Below are 19,305 nucleotides of genomic sequence, written 5' to 3' on the forward strand. Positions count from 1 at the left end.
GTACTCGCCTGGCACGAGCTTTCACGTCCTTGCAGGCCTTGCTTGCGTGTTCGATAGGAGGCGTATTTCCACATGTTGACCCAAAGCCCTTGCCGCACTGGCCAGGGTGGACAGTGTCATGCCCGCGTCGTTCTGGTCCAGCGCTCGATCGACGGCGGTACGGCTGGTATGCATACGTTCGGCCAGCGCTTTCTTGCTGACCTTCTGCACCTTCATCGCCTCTGCCAATTGCCAGGCAATAACACGCTTCAACGCCCCGGCAGAGACTTCTTCTATGAGCCCATCATCACTGAGAAAATCATCAAAGTTGGAGCCGATATGCTTATTCATGGGATGTTCCTCAGAGCTTGTTTTTGCGATGTCTGGCGGTGTTCAGGTCGACTGAAGGCGTTTTCTGACTCTTTTTAATGAAGCCGTGCAGCAAAACCATTTGGCTGGCGGCCAAGGTAAAAATGACGCGTGCAGCATTTTCACCAAGATCGGTTCGGACCTCCCAAAGGCGATGCTCCAGCTTTCTAACCAACGGCATCCCTTGCGGCCATCCGAGTTGGACCGATTTTATGTCAGTGCCTATAAGTTTTTTTGATTCCCTGGGCAACTCCATCAGCCAGTCACGCACGGGCTCGTTGCCAGCCTCCGTTCGGTAAAATGCGACGCTCAACACGAGAGGTAGGTTGTTCATGAAGAGTGTACCAAAATAGGTTCATGAGGCAATCGGCGATTGAGGTGTCTTTTCGCGAAGATTGGTCAGAGCCTGGCACTTATTTTGTGAGTTGCTGAGGTTGAAGGGTTTCAAAAAAAATCAGTAAAAATAAAGCGTTATGAACTTTCTGAAAGGTGGGTGCGAGAATAATTTGCCATGCGTAGGAAAACTTACTCCGGCGCGACCATCCGCGTTCGAGGCCTACCGTCCGCGTTGTGCTGATAAATCGCCTCCGGCTGGCCCAGCTCATTGAAAAACACTTGGCCGATGCCCGCCGAATTCCACAGCCGTTCACCCGCCTCGGCATGCTCCGGGATATGCGGTACTACCTGCATGGTGCGTCGGCGTGTGAAACCGTTGAGTGGCGAGCGCGGTGAGTAGAGCCAGCGGTTGAGGCGGTCGAACCACTCCAGTAAGCGTGCCGGGAACTGGTTCTTGATGCCGCTGCTGGTGATCTGCCAGATTTTTGGGCCAGCGCTGCGGTGGCGAATCAGCACCTCATAGACGAACGAGTAATGCACATCGCCCGACAGGATCACGTAGTTACCTGGCGTGCGCGAGTGCCGGAAGATATTCAGGATCACCTGGGCGGCGCCGCGATGGGCCATCCAGTTTTCGGCGTCTACCAGCAATGGGTAGCCGCACCAACTGAAGACTTTCTGCACCGTCTCGATCAGCTTGACGCCGAAGATTGGCGCGGGCGAGACGATGATGGCCGACGGGTGGTCCAGCAAGGCCTGTTGCAGTTCGCTCAAAGCCTCCCAGTCCAGCAGGCCGGAGGGTTGCTTGAGCGCAAACTCACTGCGCCAGCGCCGGGTGCGAGTGTCGAGCACTACCAGCGCGGGTGTGGTGGGCAGCACGTAATGCCAGTGCTGAAATTTCAGCAGGGTTTGCAGCAGTTCATCGTGCGCAGCGGCATGCAGGTGGTTGTCTTGGGGCTTGGCGGCCAGCGCCTGGGTGTGTTCCAACAGTTCACCAAACACATCCGGTTGGTTGCCCCAGCCCTGGCACAGCATATAAGCGAGCAGGGCATTGCCGATGATGCGCTTGGAGAATGGATGACCGTAGGCGGTGGCCTCCCATTGGGCGCTGAGGTTCCAGTCGTCGGTGATGTCGTGATCGTCAAAGATCATCAGCGTCGACAGGTGCGCGAAAACCCGCGCGACGCCGGGCAGGCCATCACGGAACCGATCGACCTGCACTTGCTCGTGGTCGTAGCGCAGTTGCTCCGGCGCGCTTAATGACGGCGGCTGTGGCGTGATCAGGGTCCAGGGCGTGGGCGACCACACCAACAGGTACATCGCCAGCACTTCGGCAAACGTCACCAAGTGGTTGTCGGCGGTACTGCTGGTAAAGATCGGTTTTTTCACACCGCCGAAAAAGCGTTCGCGCAGGGTCTCGTTGCTGTCCAGTGCGGGCAGCAGATCCGCGCGGTGGTAATAGCTGGCGCGATGCCCGTAGAGGCTGGCGCTGTCATCCACCACGGCGCCTTCCAGGTATTCGTCGAACAATTCCAGCCGTGCGATCAGCGCATGAATCGCCCGCAGCATCGGCCCGGCCACATCGTCGGCGTAAACCTGGTCGCCGCTCATCATCAACAGCGCCGGGCGCTCAGCCGGTGCGTGTGCGTCAGCCAGCAGGCGGTCTACGCACAGCAAACCGTCATCGGCGTGGTGGTGAGGTTTGCGGCAGGAACCGTGCACCAACTGGTGGATGCGGCTATGCAATACGAAATTCGCCGACGATGCGTTGGCATACAGCAGGTGCGGTGCCCATTCGGCAATGCCGCTGCCGTCCACCAGCAAGTCGTAGTCGATCATCACGTCCAGCGGCAGGGCTTCGCTCAGGGAAACGTCAATCAGGTGGATAAAGGCGTGGCGGCCAACCGGCACGATTTGGCACTGCTGGGTGTCCAGATCGATGGTCAGCGTTTTGCCTTGAGGCACTTGCAGCTTTAAGCGCAATGGCAGGACACGACTGCCCACCAGCCAGATCACCAGGCGCTGGGGTTCCAGGCGTCTGAGCATGGGACCGGCGATCACGGCGGGCAGGGTATCGGTTTGGGGCATGAAAAGAGCAGCTCACAAAGGGTTGAACTGAAAAGGGTAGCGCAGAGGATGTCGCTGTTTTGTTAACAAGGCGCAACGCTGGGCGATGCGCTCCTTGGCTGAGATCAGAGGCGTCGCACGCCATCTGATTTGTGCTGCAGTATCACTCTAGGTAACCTTTTCCGAGGGAGTCCAGGGACGTCTCATTTGACTTCGACTGCGTATTATTTTTCGGGGCGTTACCGCCGGTCGTCGAGGGTTTTTCGTCTGGCTTGGCAGGCGTCTGCTGGAGTTGAGTGATCTGGTTGAGGTTGTAGGAATGAAACGAATTACCGATGTTCATGGGTAAAACCTCTTGCTCAATAGGAGGGATCTTCTCGCATCAATACTCCCTTTGACTGCGCGCCCACTCAGTGGCATTGGCCGGGTTAACGTTCCCGGCCATAGGTTTCTGCATGTTTGATATTTGTAGGGCTGAAGGTGTTTCAGACAGACTTGGGTACCGTAAACCTGAACTCGCTGCCACGCCCCAACTCACTCTCAGCCTCGATCCGCCCGCCGTGGGCCTGCACGATACCTTGGGTGATATACAGCCCCAAACCACTGCCGGTGGGGTTGTTTTCGGTCTGGGTCCAGTAGCGATCAAACACATGGGGCAACTGTTCAGGCGCAATACCTTCGCCGGAGTCGCGCACCGAAAATACGATGTCTTCGCCATTGCTCATGGCACTGATGCCGATATTGCCCTGGCGCGGGGTGAACTTGATGGCATTGCCGATCAGGTTCGACAGCACCTGGAACAGGCGCTCCGGGTCGGCATGGATCAGCAGGCCGGGTTCGGCGTTGAACGACAAGTCGATGCCTTTCTCCATCGCCAACGGCGCGAGCAGCGAATAGGCCTCTTCGAACATCTGGCTGACGTCCAGCGACACGGGTTTGACCACATAGCGCCCGGCCTCGATTTTCGAGGTGTCGAGCAGGTCTTCCAGCAGCACATTCATGCGCCCGGCGGCCTGTTGCATGGTGTCGATGGCCGAGGAAATCCTGCGCGAGGTGTGTGGGCCGTCGGAGCTGAAGGCTTTTTGCATCATGCCGCAGAGCATCGAGATGACCGTCATCGGGTTGCGCAGATCGTGGGATACCACCGCCACCAGCTCATCACGCGCACGCACGGCTTGCTGTTCGCGCAGTACTTGGCGTGCCAGGTCATTTTCCAGGGCGGAACGGCGCAGGTCGTTGGCGGCAAACCGGTCGCCGTGGCTCCACTTGGTGGAGATGCCGGCCATTTCGACTTTCCAGATTTCAAACGAGGTGCGTGGGCGCAGGCGCAAACCGGCGTCGGAGCTTTCCAGGTTCAGCGGCTTGTTCGGGTCACCGCTCCAGTTGATGTTCTCTTTGACTTCCGGGCGAAACCACAACACGCCGTTATCCACAGGCTTAGGCAGGCTCATGGCCAGAACGCCGCTGCCCACTTGCTGGAACTCGGCGGCAGGCGGGTACACCGACGTCAGGTTATGGCTGGAAAACACCGGCTCGCCACTTTCTTGCAGCCACTTGTGCAGCGCACGAATCTGCGCAGGCTCGGGGCAATTGCCGTAACGGTGCAGTTGCTTGTCTTCGATGATCGCCACGCCGCCCGACAGGGTCAGGTCCATCAGCACCTGCGGCTGCTGGGCCAGGCCATCGAAGACGTTTTGCTCCGAGGCTTTCATCGCCCGGTCCAGCAGTGCCAGGGCTTCGACTTTCTCTTCGCGCTGGCGGCTCAAGTCCAGGGCTTCCATGGCGCTGATCTGCAGCGACAACACCTGGCCGATGGTCTGGCAGGCAACACGCAGGTCGTTGGGCACCAGCAAAGGCTCGCGGTTGCCGCAACTGATCAGGCCCCACAGCTTGTCGCCGGCCATCAACGAGATGCTCATGGACGACAGCACGCCCATGTTTTGCATGTATTGGCAGTGAATCGGCGACACGCTGCGCAGGGTGGCAAAGCTCAAGTCCAGCGGCTGGTCAGTGCCCGGCCGCAGCTTGGGCAGCAGCGGCACCGGTTCGTAGGCAGCGTTCGGGATGATGCGCAGCCAGTTGGTGCGGTACAGCTCGCGGGCCTGCTCGGGAATGTCGGACGCGGGGAAAAACAACCCGTTGAACAGCTCCATGGACGGCGCCGACGCTTCGGCAATCACCTGGCCGTGGCCTTCTTCTTCGAAGCGATAGATCAGCACCCGGTCGTAACCGGTCATGGCCTGGATCTCAGCCACGCTGATTTCGTACAGCGCCTGCAGGGTCTTCGCCGACTGCAAGCGTTGCAGCATCTTGCCCAGGTCACTGGTACGGCCATTCAGGGCGCGGGGTTTGAAATCTGCAAGGCGCGGTTCGAATTCCAGCACCAGCACATTCTGATGGCGATGCAGCAAGCCTTCATATTCAGCACCATTGAGCGTGACATGCAGCGCCGGCGCGTCAAAAAACGCATTGTTTTCAGCGATTGATTGCACGGCTTGCGCGGGCTCAACACCGATTAACTGGTGCAACGGCTGGCCCAACAGCGCCTCGGGCGCGTGGCCGAACAAGCTGGCCACGTTGGCGCTGACCTGAGTGATGTGCAGCTCAGGCTCCGACAACGTCAACAGCACACCGTGGGGCTGGATCGCGCCCGGGAAGCGAATCGGTTCGTCGGCACAGTTGGCAAGCAGTTCTTCAAAATCTTCGGGTTTCATAGCAGTACCTCCTGGCTCGCGAGCCATTGCTCAAAGCCACTGAATGTGGAACGGGCCGCATCGACCGCGCGCTGTTTTGCGTCAGCATCCAGCGGCAGGCGGCCCAGGTAATCGAGAAAGTCTTTCCAGCGCCGACCGGTTTCGGCGCCGTATACATCAAGGAACGCTGCGCCGTTATCGGCGTGTATGCCCAGGCGCCGAGCCATTTCCCGGCGCAGCACTTGGCCGCCCAGGGTCGCGCCTTCCAGTACATAGAGGGCACCGAGGCAGGCAGCGGGGGTGTCGAAGGTGGGGTGTTGGGTGCAGCGGGGCAGGGCGTCGATGGCGTAATCATTCAAGCCAAGGGCGCGCAAGTCGCCCAGCAGTGTGGGTGTTTTCACACGCAGCACAGCGTCATATCCGTCGGGGATCAAGCCACTGTCGTACAGCGCCGCTTCCATCGGCGCATAAAACCCGTAGTACGCCTGGAGCAAGCGCCGATACCAGTTGGCATCCAGTTGCTCAGAGAAAAACGGCAAGCGCTTTTCCAACGCCACATGCAGCAAACCCGTGCCTGTGCGCAACGCTTCCAGCAATGAGGGCGCACTGACGTCATGGGCCTGTGAATGCATTCAATAAGCTCGAACTGTGGGCCTTACGGCCATGAATGACGCGTGAAATGGGCGACGATTCTACACAACTCATTGCCGTCAACTGTACGCACAAGGCGAAAAGCCTGACCGGCGGATCAGAAAAGTCGCTCCTTGCGTAATGAATGACCACAGAGCATTGCAGCAAGTTCGGTTTAAGTGATGTCGCGGCGCTATTAGTGCATGGAGGCGCCTTGCTGGGTCAGTGCTGTTTGCACGCACTCAACCAGGTGTTGCGCACTCCAGGGCTTGGGTAAAAAACGTACCGAGCCGCCGAGTTGCGCCGCCAGCTTGGTATTGCCCGAGGTCAGCACCACCGGCACCGACGGCCAGCGATGTGCGACCACCTTGCTCAAGTCATAGCCATTGAGTAACCCCGGCATCTGGATATCACTGACGATCAGGTCCACCGGGTCATCGCCGCGTTCCAGATAAATCATGCCTTCATCCGCTGAAGGAAACGACGTCACAAGCGCGCCGAAGTCCTCCAATACATCCACCATTAACGCTCGAATGATCTCGTCGTCTTCCAATACCAAAATCGATGGCTGAGCCATGATCCTTACTCCACCATCAGGGTTCAGTAAGGTGGAGTGGGCGCTGGCTGAATAGGTTCGATTGGATGTTTTTTAAACGATGGGTGGTCGTTTTAGAGCGGTTGCGCGGGGTTGCCCACAGCGGCACACGAAGGTGGATACAGGCATAATTGGCGCACCGTTGCCCGCTGTGGAGCCCTGCATGAAGTACGCCCTACTGACCCTCGCCCTGATCCTCAACACCGCCCCGGCCTTGGCGGCCGGTGATGCCGAGGCGGGCGGCAAACTGTTCAGCAAGACCTGTGGCGGCTGCCACAGCATCGGCGAAGGCGCACGCGGCGGCTTCGGGCCTGAGCTGAACGGCATCATCGGTCGACCTGCCGGCACCACCACCGACTATCAGTATTCCGATGCGATGAAAAACTCCGGCGTGGTCTGGACCCGCGACAAGCTCGCCGCCTATATCGAGGCGCCGAAGAAGGTGGTGAGCGGTACGCGCATGATCTTCTGGGGTATCAGCGACCCGGAAAAGATCGAAAACATCCTGGCCTACCTGGAAACCTTCCAGCCCAAGTAATCATTCGCGCACGTTCCTGAACAGCATCAACCGCGCACTTTCATGCAGCCCACGGGTCAGCCCCTGCAGGCGCTGAAACTCTTCGGGATGCTGCTCGGCCACATCTTCGCGTGGCGTTTGCGAGGCCAGGTCATGCAAGGTCGGTGAGCCGCCGTCGTGCTGCATCTGCAACAGAAAGTGCTGGGTCACACCGCCGATAATCGGGAAGGTGCCTTCGTGCAACACCAGTGGCACCACACGTTCGCCTTCCGGTGCCGGTTGCTGGATATCGCGGCCCATCGCACCGTTGCGAAACGGCACGCCCGCCATGCCGGCCACGGTCGGCAGCAAGTCCGCCAGGCCCACGGCCTCCTCGATAACGCGTGGCTCAAGCCCCGGTGCGTGGATCAGCAGCGGCACATTGTTGCTTTCCAGGCCCAGTTGCTCGAAGGCAGGCGCCATGTGCGGAATCTGGCTGATGCGCGTGTTGTGGTCGCCGAAGAACACAAAAATGCTGTTGTCATACCAGCCACCGGCCTTGGCGATTTCCATCAGGCGACCGATGTTGAAGTCCAGTAAACGTACTGCATGGTATTGCTCAACACTGCGTGAGCCGGCGGCCTGTGCTTGCTCCAGGGTTACGTTGTTTAACTGAAAACCGTCGTTTTGTTTTGGAATGGTGAACGGCCGATGGTTGCCGGAGGTTTGCAGGTAGGCAAAGAACGGCTGGCCGTTGGGCACGGCGCGCAATAACGAGTCGCCTTCCTTGAACAGGTCCAGGTCAGAGATGCCCCACACGTCCACGCGGGGCGAACGCCAGTGGCTTTCGTCAAACAGCTGCACGCCATCGATGCTCTGGCGGATCAGTGCATTGATATTCGCCCAGCCGGCGTTGCCGCCGATCATGTAGAACTTCTGGTAACCCTCGAAGGCGTTAATCAACGTGTGTTGGCGCGTGATCAGCGGGTTGCGCGTGGCGGTCTCCTGGCGGGTCACGTCGGGCACGCCGGTGATGCTCGCCCACACCGTTTTGGCAGTGCCGGTGACGGGCACATAGAAGTGTTTGAAGAACCAGCTTTGTGTCGCCAGCTTGTCCAGGTTCGGCGTGGGGTTCAATGGGTTGCCATAGGCGCCGACCGCGCTGGTGCCCAGGGACTCGAGCATAACGAAGACTACGTTGGGCGGGCGCTCGCCGGCCAGTTTGTAGGGCTGCACGCCTTGTTCACGGCTGAAATTCAGCTGCTGCGCGTCAGGCCGCTCAACGCCCAGGTACTCGGCCACTTGCGGGTAATGCCTGCGCACTTGGGCTTCATCGAATTGCGACTGGCCAACCTTGAGCGTGTCGTACAAAAACAGCACCGGGTTCAGGCCCACGGCGGCGACCTGGCTGTTGCCGGAGAAGAACGCATCGCTCCAGCGCAGCGGCACCGGGTTTTCCAGGTTGAGGTTGGCCACGCGGCCCAGCAGGGCCAGCAGCACCATGACCACACCGATCACGGACACCGACGCCACTGTGAGTTTGCCGATGATTTTTGGCGCACGATCCAGGGTCAATCGCTCCAGGCACACCAGCGCCCACACCCACAAAGCCACTGCCGCCAACCAACAGGCAGTTATCCACAGCACCGGGTAGGTTTCCCACACCATCTGTTGAGAAATCTGCGCGTCTTGCAGATAGCGCATCACCGTCGCGTTGATGCGTACGCCGAGGTAGGCGTAGTGGCCGAAGTCGATGATGTAGATAAGGCCAACCACGGCCAGTGCAATCAGCAGATAGACGCGTGCCAGCCAGCGCAGGGCAGGCAGGGTGATAAGGTTCCAGCGCGGCAGCCAGGTGAGCACGGCCACGGGTAGCAGGAGCAACACCGCCAGGCGCAGGTCGAAACGCAGGCCGATGCCGAGGGTTTCCAGCAAGCCCTCGGTGTTTAAATCCAGGCCGGAAAAGCTGATTAAAAACACCAGCCGCAACGCCGCCAGCAACACAAACACCAACCCGATCGCGCCCACGCCATAGCGCAGGCGGCGTGATTGCAACGCAGTCATCATTAACCTCAACTAAATTTCCTTAACACCACAAAGCAAATGTGGGAGCGGGCTTGCTCGCGAAAGCGGTCTGTCAGCTAACGATGTTCTGAGCGACACGCCGCATTCGCGAGCAAGCCCGCTCCCACAGTTTGAATTGCATTAATCCAGCGACGGCGCAGTAGCCCATCAACAGCGGGTCGACCAGGTAATCCCAATAGTTCTCGGACGCCTTGAGCCGCAGCGCAAATGCCAACGTGCCCACCGCCAGCATCCACACGGCCAACCTGTTGCGCAGCGCCAACATCAACAGCGCCAGCGCACCTACCAGCACAATCATCGGCCGAGGGTTAAACCCCCAACGGTACGGGTCGACATACGTCAGCCCCATCGCCGCCGGGTACAGCACCAGGCACAGCCCGCCAAACAGCACCAACAGTTGCACCTGATGTGCCCGACCAAGCGGCTGCACCAGCCCCAACCGGCACACCGCCACCCACGCCAACAACACCAAGGTGCTGATCGCCAGGTCATCGGTAAAACTGCGCACATACGCCGCCAACGGCAGTTCATTCACCGGAATAAAGCTCAGCACTACCAACACCGGCAACAACCATGGCCGCCACGGCGCGGTAAAACGCAACGTGCTGAGCAGCACAAACCCCAGCAATACAAAACTCAAATGGGCTTGCCACAACCCCATCATCACAAGCGCTCCGCCAGCCAGGCTTCGTTGAAGCTGACATGTTTGATAAAAGTGTTATTCCACGAGTACACCAAGTGGTACATGCCGTCCGGGCTACGGCTGAAATACGGGTACTCGTACTCGAAATCGCAGCCACGGGGTTTGCACACGCGGTAATCCAGGTTGCTCAGAAAGCGCTGTTCCAGCGGCAGGCGCTTGGCACCGCTGGAGGCGCGGAAGCCTTCGCCGATGATTTCTTTATAAGCTTCGGGAGAGAACGGTTGGCCGAGCGGGTCCGGCGACTCATCCAATTGCACCACCGTGCGCCATTGCGTCATTTGCGCGTCGGTGCCGTAGAGGCTGAGCTTGAAGCGGCCGTCCTGCAGGTCGTTGAGGGCGACGAGTAGACCGTCGTCCTCAGTCCCTACGGCCGCCAGTGATGAATTGGGGTTGGCCGGTTCCAGCGGGAACGGCTCGCTCCAGGTTTGCCCGGCATCCTCAGTGCGGCTGGCGAGCACGCGGTGATGGGTTTCACCGGCGTAACGCAACATCGCCACGGCACGCTGGCCGTCCTGTACCACGATGGTTGGCTGCAGCGAATGTTTGCCGCGGCTGATACGGAATTTGTCGATCACCGCGCCGTCGGCACTCAAATACAGGTACTCGGCAAACTTGCCCATGAACTCGTGATACACCGGCAGGCCAATCGAGCCGTCAGCATGGAACACGGGCGCGGCACGCACCAGGGTGCTGATATTGAAAAACGGCGACGTCACCAATTGCCGAGGCGCCGACCAGTTCGCGCCGAGGTCATCGGAGACCATCACGTTGATCGCACTGGTGGCCCAGCCGCCGACTGACACTGACACGTAAAACATCCACAGGCGTTTATCCGGCCCCAGGGCAATTACCGGGTTGCCCAGCTTGCGAATGTAACGCTGGGTGCCGTCGCGCGTGCTTTCCCGCGTGGCCAGCACCTGCTCGCCGCCCCATTCGCCACTGCGTGCATCAAACCGCGCCGTGCGCACCTGCACATCGGCGGCGCCTTCGCGCGAACCTGCAAACCACACGGCCATCAAGTCGCCACCGGGCAGGGCGGTCACGGAGGAGGAGTGCACAAAGTCGGTGAGCTGTGACGATACAAAACGGCTGGTGTATTGCGGGGCTGCCGCCACCTTCGCCGGGCTCGGGGTCGCCTGGGCAAACGGCGCCAGCACGTGGGGCGGATGGCTGAGCCAGGCGGCAATAAACACGCCTAGCAGGCTGAAGATCAGTAGGGCGCAGCGCATAGGGAACCTGTGAGAAGAAAGGAAGACTGCGCACGTTCATCCGGCAGGCGCTTCCTGCGGCCGGTGGGCATGCATAACGACAGGTGGTCCCGTACCTGCCGGCACAGTGCAAAACCAACCTTAGCGCAACCTTAGTTGGCAACGAGCCGTAACATCTTTAGCTGAATAGCGCGTACCGGAACCCGGCATGATTCCGCCGTTTCCTACAGAGATTTCGTTATGCGCCTACTCCTCGTCGAAGATGACCGCGCCCTCGGCCAAGGCATTCGCGTGGCATTGGGCGCCGAAGGCTACACCCTGGATTGGTTGCAAGACGGCCTCAGCGCCTTGCACGCCCTGCGCACTGAAAGCTTCGACCTGCTGTTGCTCGACCTCGGCCTGCCGCGCCTCGATGGTCTGGACCTGTTGCAGCAACTGCGCGCCGGGCAACACGACCTGCCGGTGCTGATCCTCACCGCCCGCGATGGCACCGCCGAACGCATCGCCGGCCTGGATGCCGGCGCCGATGACTACCTGATCAAACCCTTCGACGTCGAGGAACTCAAAGCCCGCGTGCGCGCCCTGTTGCGCCGCAGCCAGGGGCGCGCCCAACCGATGCTCGAACACGCCGGCGTCAGCCTCGACCCGGCCACCCAACAAGTGCGCTACCAGGGCGATGAGATCATCGTCACTCCGATGGAATACCAACTGTTGCACCAACTGATGGTGCGCCCTGGAAAAGTCGTGACCCGCGAGCGGTTGTCCCGTGCTTTGTATGGTTGGCAGGACCGGGTTGAGAGCAACACGCTGGAAGTGTTGATCCATAACCTGCGCAAGAAGTTATCCACCGAGCTGATCCGTACCGTGCGCGGTGTGGGCTATGTGCTGGCGCTCAAGCCATGAGCTCGGTACGCGCGCGCATTCTTATTCCGGTGCTGGTGCTGATCCTGCTCGGCGACGCCCTGATCAGTTGGCTGGTGCTGCGCGACAGCCACCACGAAATCGAAGAAGTCTACGACGCCCAACTCGCCCAAAGTGCCCGCCTGCTGCAAGGCGTACTGCGCCAGCGCGATCCTGGCGACGCAGACTGGGGCCGCCTGTATGAGGCGTTCGACCAGGCCATGAGCCGCGTGGGCGAGGAGGGCGTGGCCCATCCTTACGAGACCCGCCTGACCTTCCAGGTCTGGCGCAGCGATGGGCAACTGCTCATGCGTTCTGCCGAAGCACCTGTCCTCACCGCACCGCCCACAACCCTCGGCGCCCATGACCTGATGGACAGTGGCAACGAGTGGTGCGCCTTCCTCCTCGCCGACCCGCAACAAGGCCTGCTGATTTGGGTGGGCGAGCGCGACGACATTCGCCAGAGCGTTATCGAGCGCATCGTGCGCCACACCCTATGGCCCAGCGTGATTGGCGTGCCGCTGCTGACCGTGCTGATCTGGCTGGCCATCGGCTGGGGGCTGAGGCCCTTGCGCACCATGGCCCGCAAGCTGCGCGGGCGCAACACCAACGCCCTGCAACCGCTGAACGTCAACCCACTGCCGAGCGAACTGGAGCCGATGCAAACCGCACTCAACCGGCTGCTGGTGCAGATGGACGACCTGCTGGAGCGCGAACGCCGCTTCATCGCCGACGCAGCCCATGAACTGCGCACGCCGTTGGCTATCCTGCGCATCCACGCCCAAAACGCCCAAAACGCTGCGACTGAAGAACTACGGCGCGAAGCCCTGGACTTTTTGGTAAACGGCGTAGACCGCGCCACGCGCATTGGCAGCCAACTGCTGACCATGGCCCGCATCGAGCCGCAACTGAGCAACCCCGTGCGCAAGCCCGTGCAACTGACGGAACTGGTGCGCGAAGAACTCGCCGAGCTGACGCCACTGGCCATGGAGAAAGGCGTGGAGCTGGTGCTGGAAGGCGATGAAGAATGTTGGGTACAGACCGAGCCGGTGGCGTTGGCGATTGCGCTGCAAAACCTGGTGACCAATGCACTTAACTTTTCGCCGGTGGGTGGCGAGGTGCGGGTGGTGATCGGCGCGCAAGGTTTGAGCGTGGAAGACCAAGGGCCGGGCATTGATGAGGCGGAGATGGGGCGCTTGTTTGAACGGTTTTACAGTCGGGATAACGCCAATGGCGCGGGGTTGGGGTTGGCGATTGTGGAGATGATTGTGGGGAAGATTGGGTGTGGGTTGACGTTGAGTAATTTGGAGCAGGGTGGGTTGTGTGCGCGGTTGAGCTTTACGGCTTGCGCGCAAGCGCCTGCGGGAATTTCACACCGTTGAGCGTGTGGGTGCCGCAGTCACAACCTGGCTTCATCTGTTCGGGGGTCAATTGGGGGTTAACCTTTTGCAGCAGGCCTGTCTCGTCGACCCACAAGCCGCTGTAATAGCTGGACTCACCTATTCGCACGTATTCGTCTTTGTCATTTTCATGCAGCGCAACCATCCAGAACACGGGCTCCGGGCGATCCAGGCGGGCGTTGGCTTCGCTGAACACCTTGTCCCATGGCTGACCGACTTTGGACAGGAGAAATCGGAATAGTGGCGTGTAGTCAAAACCGTGTCGTTGATGGCTATGCATTGAAGCGCGTGTGGACAGTGAGCGCTTTGCGCTTTTGGTATGCCGTTCATTGCGATAAGCGAAACAGCTACTGTGGTGCACACCGTGGGTCCGGGTGTTGACTGAGCGGTAGAGGTGGGGCTTTTTCTCTGAAAGTGGAAGCCTACGCATGAAATTCGGACTCTTTGAATGGTTAGCGCAGAATGGCCATTACGCGTCGCATGCTAAATATAGCGACGCATTTTTTGGAAAGACCAATGAGGTAAGTTTTTCGATGCCTTCGATTTGCAGAGGCGTAAGCAGGTAGTCATAGACACATTCGTGTTCATTTTCCCAAGCCATGATGGGTAACAAGTCGGCAGCGTTCAGGCTGAGTGGAATTTCAGTCGAAATAGTGTCGCTTCCCGTCGGGACTACGTAGATAAGGTGTTTCATGGATCTATCCTTCTCTTGTCGTTTGCGTTTTTAGTCCGTTCACCTGTTATAGGGTCGAATTCTCCCAAGTGTTTACCTCGCTTGTTGTACATCTCTACCTTGCCCCGTTCGAAGTCCCATTCGTAGATGTTGCCATGTGGCTCTTTCCACCGAGGCCTAAGCTTGCCTCCTCCCTGGACTCCGGATTTGGAGGGAGCACGTACAGCATCTGGAAAGGCGGTTAAAAACGTTGGACTCGGGTGATACTTGTGATCCCCAGCCCAAACACTCACCACCACATACAGCGGTCGAACCCCCGACTCCACCGGGAACACCAGAATAAAATCCCGGTACTGCGGTGGGTAAATCGGGTTTACCAGAATCTGCGCCGCCTTCTCCGTGGGCGGATAGATCCAGATCACCGGCGCTTGCGGCGCAGCTTCCAAGGCGGGAATCCCCAGCGTGTCGCCCGGATCAACCGCAGGCGTCCAGATCAGCTCCACGCCCTCACCCAAATCCGCCACAAACTGATCGCCACGGCTTTGGAACTGCACCACATCGATCATCTGCCAATCGGGGTTGTTGCCCGTGTAAAACCCATAGCCCTTTAGAGTGCCATCCTCACGCTGCTCGACATGCAAACGCATCTGCGACCGCGCCCGTTGCAGCGAGCGTAATTGCTCCTCGCTGTACAGCGCGCTATCGCCCAGCGCCGATGGCCACAACAACGCGACCAGCCCCGTCAGCAACCCACCGGCGACAGTTCCAACCGCAGTCGCTGCCGACTCCACTGTCGCCGATCGCAACGCCAATTGCCCCAAGCCGACAGGCAGGGCACTGCCGCTGATCTTGCGCAAGGCAACGGCGCCACGGCTGTGTACCTCGCGCCCACCCAACAGGCTGAAATGGCCATAGTCCTTGATCAACTCCAGCGGTACGTAGCCGGTGGGGTCGCTGTAGCGAATGATGCCGTTGGCGAGTTGGCAGGGTTTGGTGAACACGCAGCCGGGCGGTTTGGCGAGTGTTGGCGCTGGGGTGGGAGGCGGCTCAAATAAATCAATTGGCGGTGAATAGGGCACGCGCTTCGGCTGCGGCGTCAGGATCCGCCGTTTGAGTTGTTCTTCTTCGGTGATGGGGTACGCGCGTTCTGACATCACTGGCTCACTTCCTTGTGTGGGAGTGAGCCTATGAGGTGGGAGCAGTGGCTGATGTCGGCTTCGTTCGATGGTTGGTGTGGGAAAAGGAGACTGGCGTTTGGTTAGCCAGGACTGTTTCGATTATTGCGATTTTCGTTTGTTTCGTTTAGTTTTGGCTCAACCGAATTGCGTAACGCCGGAGCTGCATCATGATCACCAATCAACTCCCCAAAACGATCCTGCCGCTGGAAAAGGAAGTCGAAGCCGCCGTGCAAGGCCAGCGAGAGCTGGCGTCTCTGCTTTCGACCAAATTTGAAACCCAGCGCATCGACATTTTTGACAAAGAAGACAAACCGCACACTCTCGTACTCCCGACCTCAGCCCTGCGCCTGTTGGTAGATATCCTGGGTGAATTGGCTATCGGTAATGCCGTCAAGGTTGTACCGGTGCATGCCGAATTGACCTCGCAGGAGGCCGCCGACCTGCTCAACGTTTCGCGCCCGCACTTGGTCAAGATGCTGGAGGAGGGCGCCATTCCGTTTACAAAAACGGGCCGGCATCGGCGAATCCGGTTTTCGGATCTGATGGCGTTCAAGCAGCGCCGTGACGAAGAAAGCCAAGAGGCAATGGAAGCGCTGGCGCAACAAGCTCAGGCGTTGGGAATGGGGTATGACGGATGAGGTGTTCGCCGTTTACCGCGGTATACGATGCGTGTGTTCTCTACCCGGCGGCACTCCGGGATTTGCTGATGTGGCTTGGTTTGTCGGGACTGTATGCGGTGATGTTGTTGTTTCGAATGCTCGGGCCTATTTGCTGGGGATCACTCTGGTTGGCTTGCTTATCTTTGGCCTCCTCGAAAGAAAAGGCATTTACCCCCGTCCCAGCCTCATGACATTTTTCGTCACAAGGCTCGGCTTTGATCATTTGGTTTTTAAAGCTAAGTTCTCGCTCGTCGCTGCCAATCAGCGACCGGGCCTGGAAACCCGTGGAACAATAGCGCACAGGTGCCACTATTTTTATCACGATTGCTGGTGTTTTGTGCCAGCATATCCGTGTTATGGCGGCTGTGCGCGGGAGGCCCTCGGGTCTGCCGGGTTCCTATTGTCCCGGTTTTCCAGCCTGCGCATAGCTGCCACCCATTCGCCTGGAAACGAACGTGGCGGCTCTTCTCTACATTAGGAGTTAAGCCAATGAGCGTTTTTGATAGTTCGTACCCACACAGCACCATCGTCATCACCGCCCAACCCGGAGGTGCCCAATGATCAACCCACCTCTCAACAAAACCCTCGGCATCATCACCTTCTCCACCTGCGGCAAACAGCCCAATCTGCACCGTCTATTCCGCGTCAATGCTGGCGTGCCCATTCGTGATGCCCTGGAGCATGCTTCCGAGTTGCTGCACTGCTCCAAAATGCTCGCGTTGGATGCGGCCATGGAAAAAGGCGCGGACCGTTATGCCTGGGCGGCGCATTATTTGGGGGAGATGGCGAAGGCGGTGGTGGATGATTTGGCGAATGGGATGTTGCCCAATGGGGTGATGGAGGAGGGGGAGGCTGTTTCGGTGTAGGCGGGTGGTTTGAGGGTGTGGCGGCTGGCGTCATCGCAGGCAAGCCAGCTCCCACATTGGTCGGTGTACATCTGTTGAAGCAGTGTTAGCAGTAAAAAAGACCTTGGGACGCCAGGGTCTTTTTTTGCCTGCAGGGTTCAGATCAGACGTGCGCGATGTGTACGGCAGCGAGGTGAAGTCGATCATGTGCCTTACCGTGAGCGGTGTATGACGTTTTGCTCGCGTATCTGTATCTAACGCCCTGCTTTTCAACGCCCTACCATGGCACCCAGCACAATAATGCAGGAGTGACACCATGCCCGAAATGTCCAGCTGGCTTGCTTATGGCCTGATCTCCCTCGGCATGGTGCTGACGCCCGGGCCGAATATGATTTATCTCATTTCCCGCTCGATCTGCCAGGGGCTTACGGCCGGGTTGATTTCCCTCGGTGGCGTTGCTTTGGGTTTCCTCGTTTATATGTTCTGCGCGGCGCTGGGGATTACCGCATTGGTGATGGCGGTGCCTTTTGCCTACGACGCGCTGCGGCTCGGCGGCGCGTTGTACCTAGTGTACCTGGCCTGGCAGGCGGTGAAACCGGGTGGCCGGTCGCCGTTTCAAGTGCGGGACTTGCCCCAGGACAGCCCGCGCAAGTTGTTCATGATGGGCTTGGTGACCAACCTGCTGAATCCCAAAGTGGCGGTGATGTATTTGTCGTTGTTGCCGCAATTTATTGACCCGAATGGGCATGGCAGTGTGCTGATGCAATCACTGATCCTGGGTTTTACGCAGATTGCCATCAGCGTGAGCGTCAACGCGGTGATTGCAATGATGGCGGGCTCTATCGCGGTGTTCTTCGTCACCCGGCCGAGCTGGCAGGTGGTTCAGCGTTGGGTGATGGGCTCGGTGCTGATGGGCTTGGCCGTGCGGATGGCGGTTGAAGGGCGGCGGTGAGGTCACTCAGCGCGCCATGACGTTGACGATTACATGCAAGATGAACGCGGGGCTGTAGCAGGGCTGGCCGTGTTCGTCCTCGATCCGCCATATGGAAGTGACGGTACACGTCTCTTTGGGCGCGGCGAATTCCACCGTGATATGCACCGGTTGGCCGGGCAGTGTTTCTGCAATGGGGATTTCGCTGCTCAGACTGCGCAGGTGTGTGTCCATCACCACTTCCAACGGCGCGCCCGTGGCGGTGCGTCGGGCGATGAAGTATTCACCGTCCACGCGGACCAACTTTCGAGCGCGCCAGGGGCGGGTGCCGAGGTTTTGAAGCTCCCAGGTTTTTTGAAAGATTTCACCGGGCAGCACAACGGTTTGGTCGGGGGTGGTTACGTCTGCGTTGAAGACGGCGATGTCACTCGTGTCACGCAGGCCGATTGCTCGATTGGTGATGGCCATTGAGTTGGCGTCCGTCGGCGCGCCCGCCAGGTCAGCGAAATAGCGGAACAACAGCAGCGGTGAAACCTGTAGCGCTTTGGCCAGCTTGATCAGCGTCCGTACCGAGGGATCTTGTGAAGCGCCGCCCGCCAACCCGTAGAGGTAAGTTCTGGAGATGCCGGCTTCGTTGGCCAATGTGGTCATGGGTTTGCCCAGCTCTCTGCTGCGTCGGGTAATCAACGCCCTCAGAGTGTCCCTTGTTCTGACCGTCATGCTTCACCTTTGTACGCCAAAAAAGACAACCTGCTCGCCGCTGCATTTAGCGAGGTATGCACACTACACGGCGCGCCTGTCCTTGGAGTTCCGGCGTGTGTTGAATTCCTTTTCAGCGGATTTGAAAGGTAACTATGACGTCTTACTTTATTGAGGGGTTGTGCTTGGTATTGGCCTTTTTGTTGCTCCTGGGCCGAAAGATACGTTAGTCATTCGTCAGGCTGTCAGCCGTGGCCCTCTCTGGGGAGTGGTCGCCATCTGCGTGCTCGCCGACATCCTTCTCATTGTTTTTGGCATTTCGGGATTGGGTTCGTTGTTGGCGCGCCGCCCAGAGATAATGGCGTTTTTACTGCTATCAGGCGCGGCTTATCTGCTGTGGTTCGGTACTCAACGCTTACGAGCGTGCATCCGCAATCAATCCATGCCGGACACGCAAGGTGGCAATTCGCAACGCGGACTTTTACGCACGGCGATAGTCCTTGGTTTTGCCAACCCCTACGCCTGGCTCGACACAGTGGTGCTGATCGGCTCTATCGGCGCAGCCAAACCCGCAGGCCAACAAGCACTGTTCGCGACAGGTGCCATGACAGCGTCATTAATCTGGTTTGTGCTGTTGGCGCTGGGATGTCAGCGGTTGGCCTTATTGTTTCGCGCGCCCGTAGTCTGGCGATGTCTGGACGCTGGCGTCGCCGTATTGATGGTGTACTTGGCTGGTATGTTGATCACTGACTCACTGGATATCTTTCAGGTAGTCCTTGAGGGTAGTCAGCGGGGCGCTTAGCTCGTCAAGGCTGCTGGCCTGTTGTACACCGGTGGACAGTTTAAGCAGCTCACGGCC

Annotated in this window: 22 protein-coding genes and 1 pseudogene (1 of these 23 running past the window's edge); 8 read left to right on the forward strand and 15 right to left on the reverse strand. The window is 59.0% G+C overall.

The window, feature by feature from the left end; all coding sequences use genetic code 11:
• Positions 1-21: 21 nt before the first annotated feature.
• The 7 genes from FFI16_RS01670 to FFI16_RS01700 form a co-directional block, all read right to left on the reverse strand.
• Positions 22-330: an XRE family transcriptional regulator gene (locus FFI16_RS01670; RefSeq protein ID WP_138813911.1), complete on the reverse strand. Its 309-nt coding sequence runs from the start codon at positions 328-330 to the stop codon at positions 22-24.
• A gap of 10 nt (positions 331-340) precedes the next feature.
• The gene (locus FFI16_RS01675; RefSeq protein ID WP_178112621.1) at positions 341-682 is read right to left on the reverse strand and encodes a type II toxin-antitoxin system RelE/ParE family toxin; all 342 of its coding nucleotides are present in this window, start codon (positions 680-682) and stop codon (positions 341-343) included.
• Between the two features lie 191 nt (positions 683-873).
• Positions 874-2,772 carry an alkaline phosphatase D family protein gene (locus FFI16_RS01680; protein ID WP_138813912.1) on the reverse strand — a complete coding sequence of 633 codons (1,899 nt, stop codon included), beginning with the start codon at positions 2,770-2,772 and terminating at the stop codon, positions 874-876.
• A gap of 142 nt (positions 2,773-2,914) precedes the next feature.
• Complete coding sequence (locus FFI16_RS01685) at positions 2,915-3,094, reverse strand: hypothetical protein (protein WP_138813913.1); 180 nt, start codon at positions 3,092-3,094, stop codon at positions 2,915-2,917.
• Positions 3,095-3,236: 142 nt separating this feature from the next.
• Positions 3,237-5,465 carry an ATP-binding protein gene (locus FFI16_RS01690; RefSeq protein WP_138813914.1) on the reverse strand — a complete coding sequence of 743 codons (2,229 nt, stop codon included), beginning with the start codon at positions 5,463-5,465 and terminating at the stop codon, positions 3,237-3,239.
• Entirely contained in the window at positions 5,462-6,076 is a 615-nt protein-coding gene (locus tag FFI16_RS01695) for a biliverdin-producing heme oxygenase (RefSeq protein ID WP_138813915.1), read from the reverse strand. The genes FFI16_RS01690 and FFI16_RS01695 overlap by 4 nt, the downstream gene beginning before the upstream one ends.
• 194 nt (positions 6,077-6,270) lie before the next feature.
• Entirely contained in the window at positions 6,271-6,651 is a 381-nt protein-coding gene (locus FFI16_RS01700; protein ID WP_138813916.1) for a response regulator, read from the reverse strand.
• Positions 6,652-6,832: 181 nt separating this feature from the next.
• Here FFI16_RS01700 and FFI16_RS01705 point away from each other — a divergent pair, with 181 nt between their 5' ends.
• The gene (locus FFI16_RS01705; RefSeq protein WP_056858301.1) at positions 6,833-7,207 is read left to right on the forward strand and encodes a cytochrome c family protein; all 375 of its coding nucleotides are present in this window, start codon (positions 6,833-6,835) and stop codon (positions 7,205-7,207) included.
• Here the strand turns inward: FFI16_RS01705 and FFI16_RS01710 are convergent, their stop codons facing one another.
• From FFI16_RS01710 to FFI16_RS01720, 3 genes are all read right to left on the reverse strand, one after another.
• Positions 7,208-9,229, reverse strand: coding sequence for an LTA synthase family protein (locus tag FFI16_RS01710; protein WP_138813917.1), 2,022 nt, complete (start codon positions 9,227-9,229; stop codon positions 7,208-7,210).
• A gap of 73 nt (positions 9,230-9,302) precedes the next feature.
• Entirely contained in the window at positions 9,303-9,914 is a 612-nt protein-coding gene (locus FFI16_RS01715) for a hypothetical protein (RefSeq protein WP_138813918.1), read from the reverse strand.
• Complete coding sequence (locus FFI16_RS01720; RefSeq protein WP_138813919.1) at positions 9,914-11,182, reverse strand: exo-alpha-sialidase; 1,269 nt, start codon at positions 11,180-11,182, stop codon at positions 9,914-9,916. Before FFI16_RS01720 ends, FFI16_RS01715 begins: the two co-directional genes overlap by 1 nt.
• A 219-nt stretch (positions 11,183-11,401) precedes the next feature.
• On the opposite strand from FFI16_RS01720, the gene FFI16_RS01725 reads away from it, so the two are divergent.
• Both FFI16_RS01725 and FFI16_RS01730 read left to right on the forward strand, forming a co-directional pair.
• Positions 11,402-12,064 (forward strand): response regulator, encoded by a 663-nt coding sequence (locus FFI16_RS01725; protein ID WP_017135419.1) that lies wholly within the window; start codon positions 11,402-11,404, stop codon positions 12,062-12,064.
• Positions 12,061-13,443, forward strand: a complete 1,383-nt coding sequence (locus tag FFI16_RS01730) for an ATP-binding protein (protein WP_138813920.1) — start codon at positions 12,061-12,063, stop codon at positions 13,441-13,443. The genes FFI16_RS01725 and FFI16_RS01730 overlap by 4 nt, the downstream gene beginning before the upstream one ends.
• Here the strand turns inward: FFI16_RS01730 and FFI16_RS01735 are convergent.
• From FFI16_RS01735 to FFI16_RS01745, 3 genes are all read right to left on the reverse strand, one after another.
• Positions 13,400-13,741 carry a hypothetical protein gene (locus FFI16_RS01735; protein ID WP_306110106.1) on the reverse strand — a complete coding sequence of 114 codons (342 nt, stop codon included), beginning with the start codon at positions 13,739-13,741 and terminating at the stop codon, positions 13,400-13,402. The two genes, FFI16_RS01730 and FFI16_RS01735, sit on opposite strands and share 44 nt — an antisense overlap.
• 189 nt (positions 13,742-13,930) lie before the next feature.
• The gene (locus FFI16_RS01740) at positions 13,931-14,155 is read right to left on the reverse strand and encodes a hypothetical protein (RefSeq protein WP_138813922.1); all 225 of its coding nucleotides are present in this window, start codon (positions 14,153-14,155) and stop codon (positions 13,931-13,933) included.
• Positions 14,152-15,288, reverse strand: coding sequence for an S-type pyocin domain-containing protein (locus FFI16_RS01745; RefSeq protein ID WP_138813923.1), 1,137 nt, complete (start codon positions 15,286-15,288; stop codon positions 14,152-14,154). The genes FFI16_RS01740 and FFI16_RS01745 overlap by 4 nt, the downstream gene beginning before the upstream one ends.
• Positions 15,289-15,479: 191 nt before the next feature.
• On the opposite strand from FFI16_RS01745, the gene FFI16_RS01750 reads away from it, so the two are divergent.
• The 4 genes and pseudogenes from FFI16_RS01750 to FFI16_RS01765 all read left to right on the forward strand — a co-directional run bounded on the left by FFI16_RS01750 (position 15,480) and on the right by FFI16_RS01765 (position 17,768).
• A complete protein-coding gene (locus FFI16_RS01750; RefSeq protein ID WP_017135424.1) occupies positions 15,480-15,950 on the forward strand; it encodes a helix-turn-helix domain-containing protein in 471 nt (156 codons plus the stop codon).
• Positions 15,947-16,045: pseudogene (locus FFI16_RS01755) on the forward strand (PIN domain-containing protein); the annotation flags it as partial. The gene FFI16_RS01750 and the pseudogene FFI16_RS01755, both read left to right, overlap by 4 nt.
• A 483-nt stretch (positions 16,046-16,528) precedes the next feature.
• Positions 16,529-16,837 carry a DUF3077 domain-containing protein gene (locus FFI16_RS01760; RefSeq protein ID WP_099489623.1) on the forward strand — a complete coding sequence of 103 codons (309 nt, stop codon included), beginning with the start codon at positions 16,529-16,531 and terminating at the stop codon, positions 16,835-16,837.
• Between the two features lie 295 nt (positions 16,838-17,132).
• A complete protein-coding gene (locus tag FFI16_RS01765) occupies positions 17,133-17,768 on the forward strand; it encodes a LysE family translocator (protein ID WP_138813924.1) in 636 nt (211 codons plus the stop codon).
• A gap of 6 nt (positions 17,769-17,774) precedes the next feature.
• Here FFI16_RS01765 and FFI16_RS01770 read toward each other — a convergent pair whose 3' ends face one another.
• Positions 17,775-18,467 (reverse strand): NBR1-Ig-like domain-containing protein, encoded by a 693-nt coding sequence (locus FFI16_RS01770; RefSeq protein WP_138813925.1) that lies wholly within the window; start codon positions 18,465-18,467, stop codon positions 17,775-17,777.
• Between the two features lie 160 nt (positions 18,468-18,627).
• Here FFI16_RS01770 and FFI16_RS01775 point away from each other — a divergent pair, with 160 nt between their 5' ends.
• Positions 18,628-19,248 carry a LysE/ArgO family amino acid transporter gene (locus tag FFI16_RS01775; protein WP_138813926.1) on the forward strand — a complete coding sequence of 207 codons (621 nt, stop codon included), beginning with the start codon at positions 18,628-18,630 and terminating at the stop codon, positions 19,246-19,248.
• Here the strand turns inward: FFI16_RS01775 and FFI16_RS01780 are convergent.
• Positions 19,198-19,305: the 3' portion of a hypothetical protein gene (locus FFI16_RS01780; RefSeq protein ID WP_138813927.1), read on the reverse strand. It continues 222 nt past the right edge of the window; 108 of the gene's 330 nt are visible here — the last part of the coding sequence; its start codon lies beyond the right edge, outside the window; its stop codon occupies positions 19,198-19,200. The genes FFI16_RS01775 and FFI16_RS01780 overlap by 51 nt on opposite strands.

The organism is Pseudomonas sp. KBS0710, assembly GCF_005938045.2.
In the GTDB taxonomy this organism is placed as follows: domain Bacteria; phylum Pseudomonadota; class Gammaproteobacteria; order Pseudomonadales; family Pseudomonadaceae; genus Aquipseudomonas.

Excerpts from the sequence above, each read along its gene's own strand:
- FFI16_RS01670 (WP_138813911.1), bottom strand. The coding sequence starts at position 330 with ATGAATAAGCATATCGGCTCCAACTTTGATGATTTTCTCAGTGATGAT.
- FFI16_RS01675 (WP_178112621.1), bottom strand. The coding sequence starts at position 682 with ATGAACAACCTACCTCTCGTGTTGAGCGTCGCATTTTACCGAACGGAG.
- FFI16_RS01680 (WP_138813912.1), bottom strand. The coding sequence starts at position 2,772 with ATGCCCCAAACCGATACCCTGCCCGCCGTGATCGCCGGTCCCATGCTC.
- FFI16_RS01685 (WP_138813913.1), bottom strand. The coding sequence starts at position 3,094 with ATGAACATCGGTAATTCGTTTCATTCCTACAACCTCAACCAGATCACT.
- FFI16_RS01690 (WP_138813914.1), bottom strand. The coding sequence starts at position 5,465 with ATGAAACCCGAAGATTTTGAAGAACTGCTTGCCAACTGTGCCGACGAA.
- FFI16_RS01695 (WP_138813915.1), bottom strand. The coding sequence starts at position 6,076 with ATGCATTCACAGGCCCATGACGTCAGTGCGCCCTCATTGCTGGAAGCG.
- FFI16_RS01700 (WP_138813916.1), bottom strand. The coding sequence starts at position 6,651 with ATGGCTCAGCCATCGATTTTGGTATTGGAAGACGACGAGATCATTCGA.
- FFI16_RS01705 (WP_056858301.1), top strand. The coding sequence starts at position 6,833 with ATGAAGTACGCCCTACTGACCCTCGCCCTGATCCTCAACACCGCCCCG.
- FFI16_RS01710 (WP_138813917.1), bottom strand. The coding sequence starts at position 9,229 with ATGACTGCGTTGCAATCACGCCGCCTGCGCTATGGCGTGGGCGCGATC.
- FFI16_RS01715 (WP_138813918.1), bottom strand. The coding sequence starts at position 9,914 with ATGATGGGGTTGTGGCAAGCCCATTTGAGTTTTGTATTGCTGGGGTTT.
- FFI16_RS01720 (WP_138813919.1), bottom strand. The coding sequence starts at position 11,182 with ATGCGCTGCGCCCTACTGATCTTCAGCCTGCTAGGCGTGTTTATTGCC.
- FFI16_RS01725 (WP_017135419.1), top strand. The coding sequence starts at position 11,402 with ATGCGCCTACTCCTCGTCGAAGATGACCGCGCCCTCGGCCAAGGCATT.
- FFI16_RS01730 (WP_138813920.1), top strand. The coding sequence starts at position 12,061 with ATGAGCTCGGTACGCGCGCGCATTCTTATTCCGGTGCTGGTGCTGATC.
- FFI16_RS01735 (WP_306110106.1), bottom strand. The coding sequence starts at position 13,741 with ATGCATAGCCATCAACGACACGGTTTTGACTACACGCCACTATTCCGA.
- FFI16_RS01740 (WP_138813922.1), bottom strand. The coding sequence starts at position 14,155 with ATGAAACACCTTATCTACGTAGTCCCGACGGGAAGCGACACTATTTCG.
- FFI16_RS01745 (WP_138813923.1), bottom strand. The coding sequence starts at position 15,288 with ATGTCAGAACGCGCGTACCCCATCACCGAAGAAGAACAACTCAAACGG.
- FFI16_RS01750 (WP_017135424.1), top strand. The coding sequence starts at position 15,480 with ATGATCACCAATCAACTCCCCAAAACGATCCTGCCGCTGGAAAAGGAA.
- FFI16_RS01760 (WP_099489623.1), top strand. The coding sequence starts at position 16,529 with ATGATCAACCCACCTCTCAACAAAACCCTCGGCATCATCACCTTCTCC.
- FFI16_RS01765 (WP_138813924.1), top strand. The coding sequence starts at position 17,133 with ATGCCCGAAATGTCCAGCTGGCTTGCTTATGGCCTGATCTCCCTCGGC.
- FFI16_RS01770 (WP_138813925.1), bottom strand. The coding sequence starts at position 18,467 with ATGACGGTCAGAACAAGGGACACTCTGAGGGCGTTGATTACCCGACGC.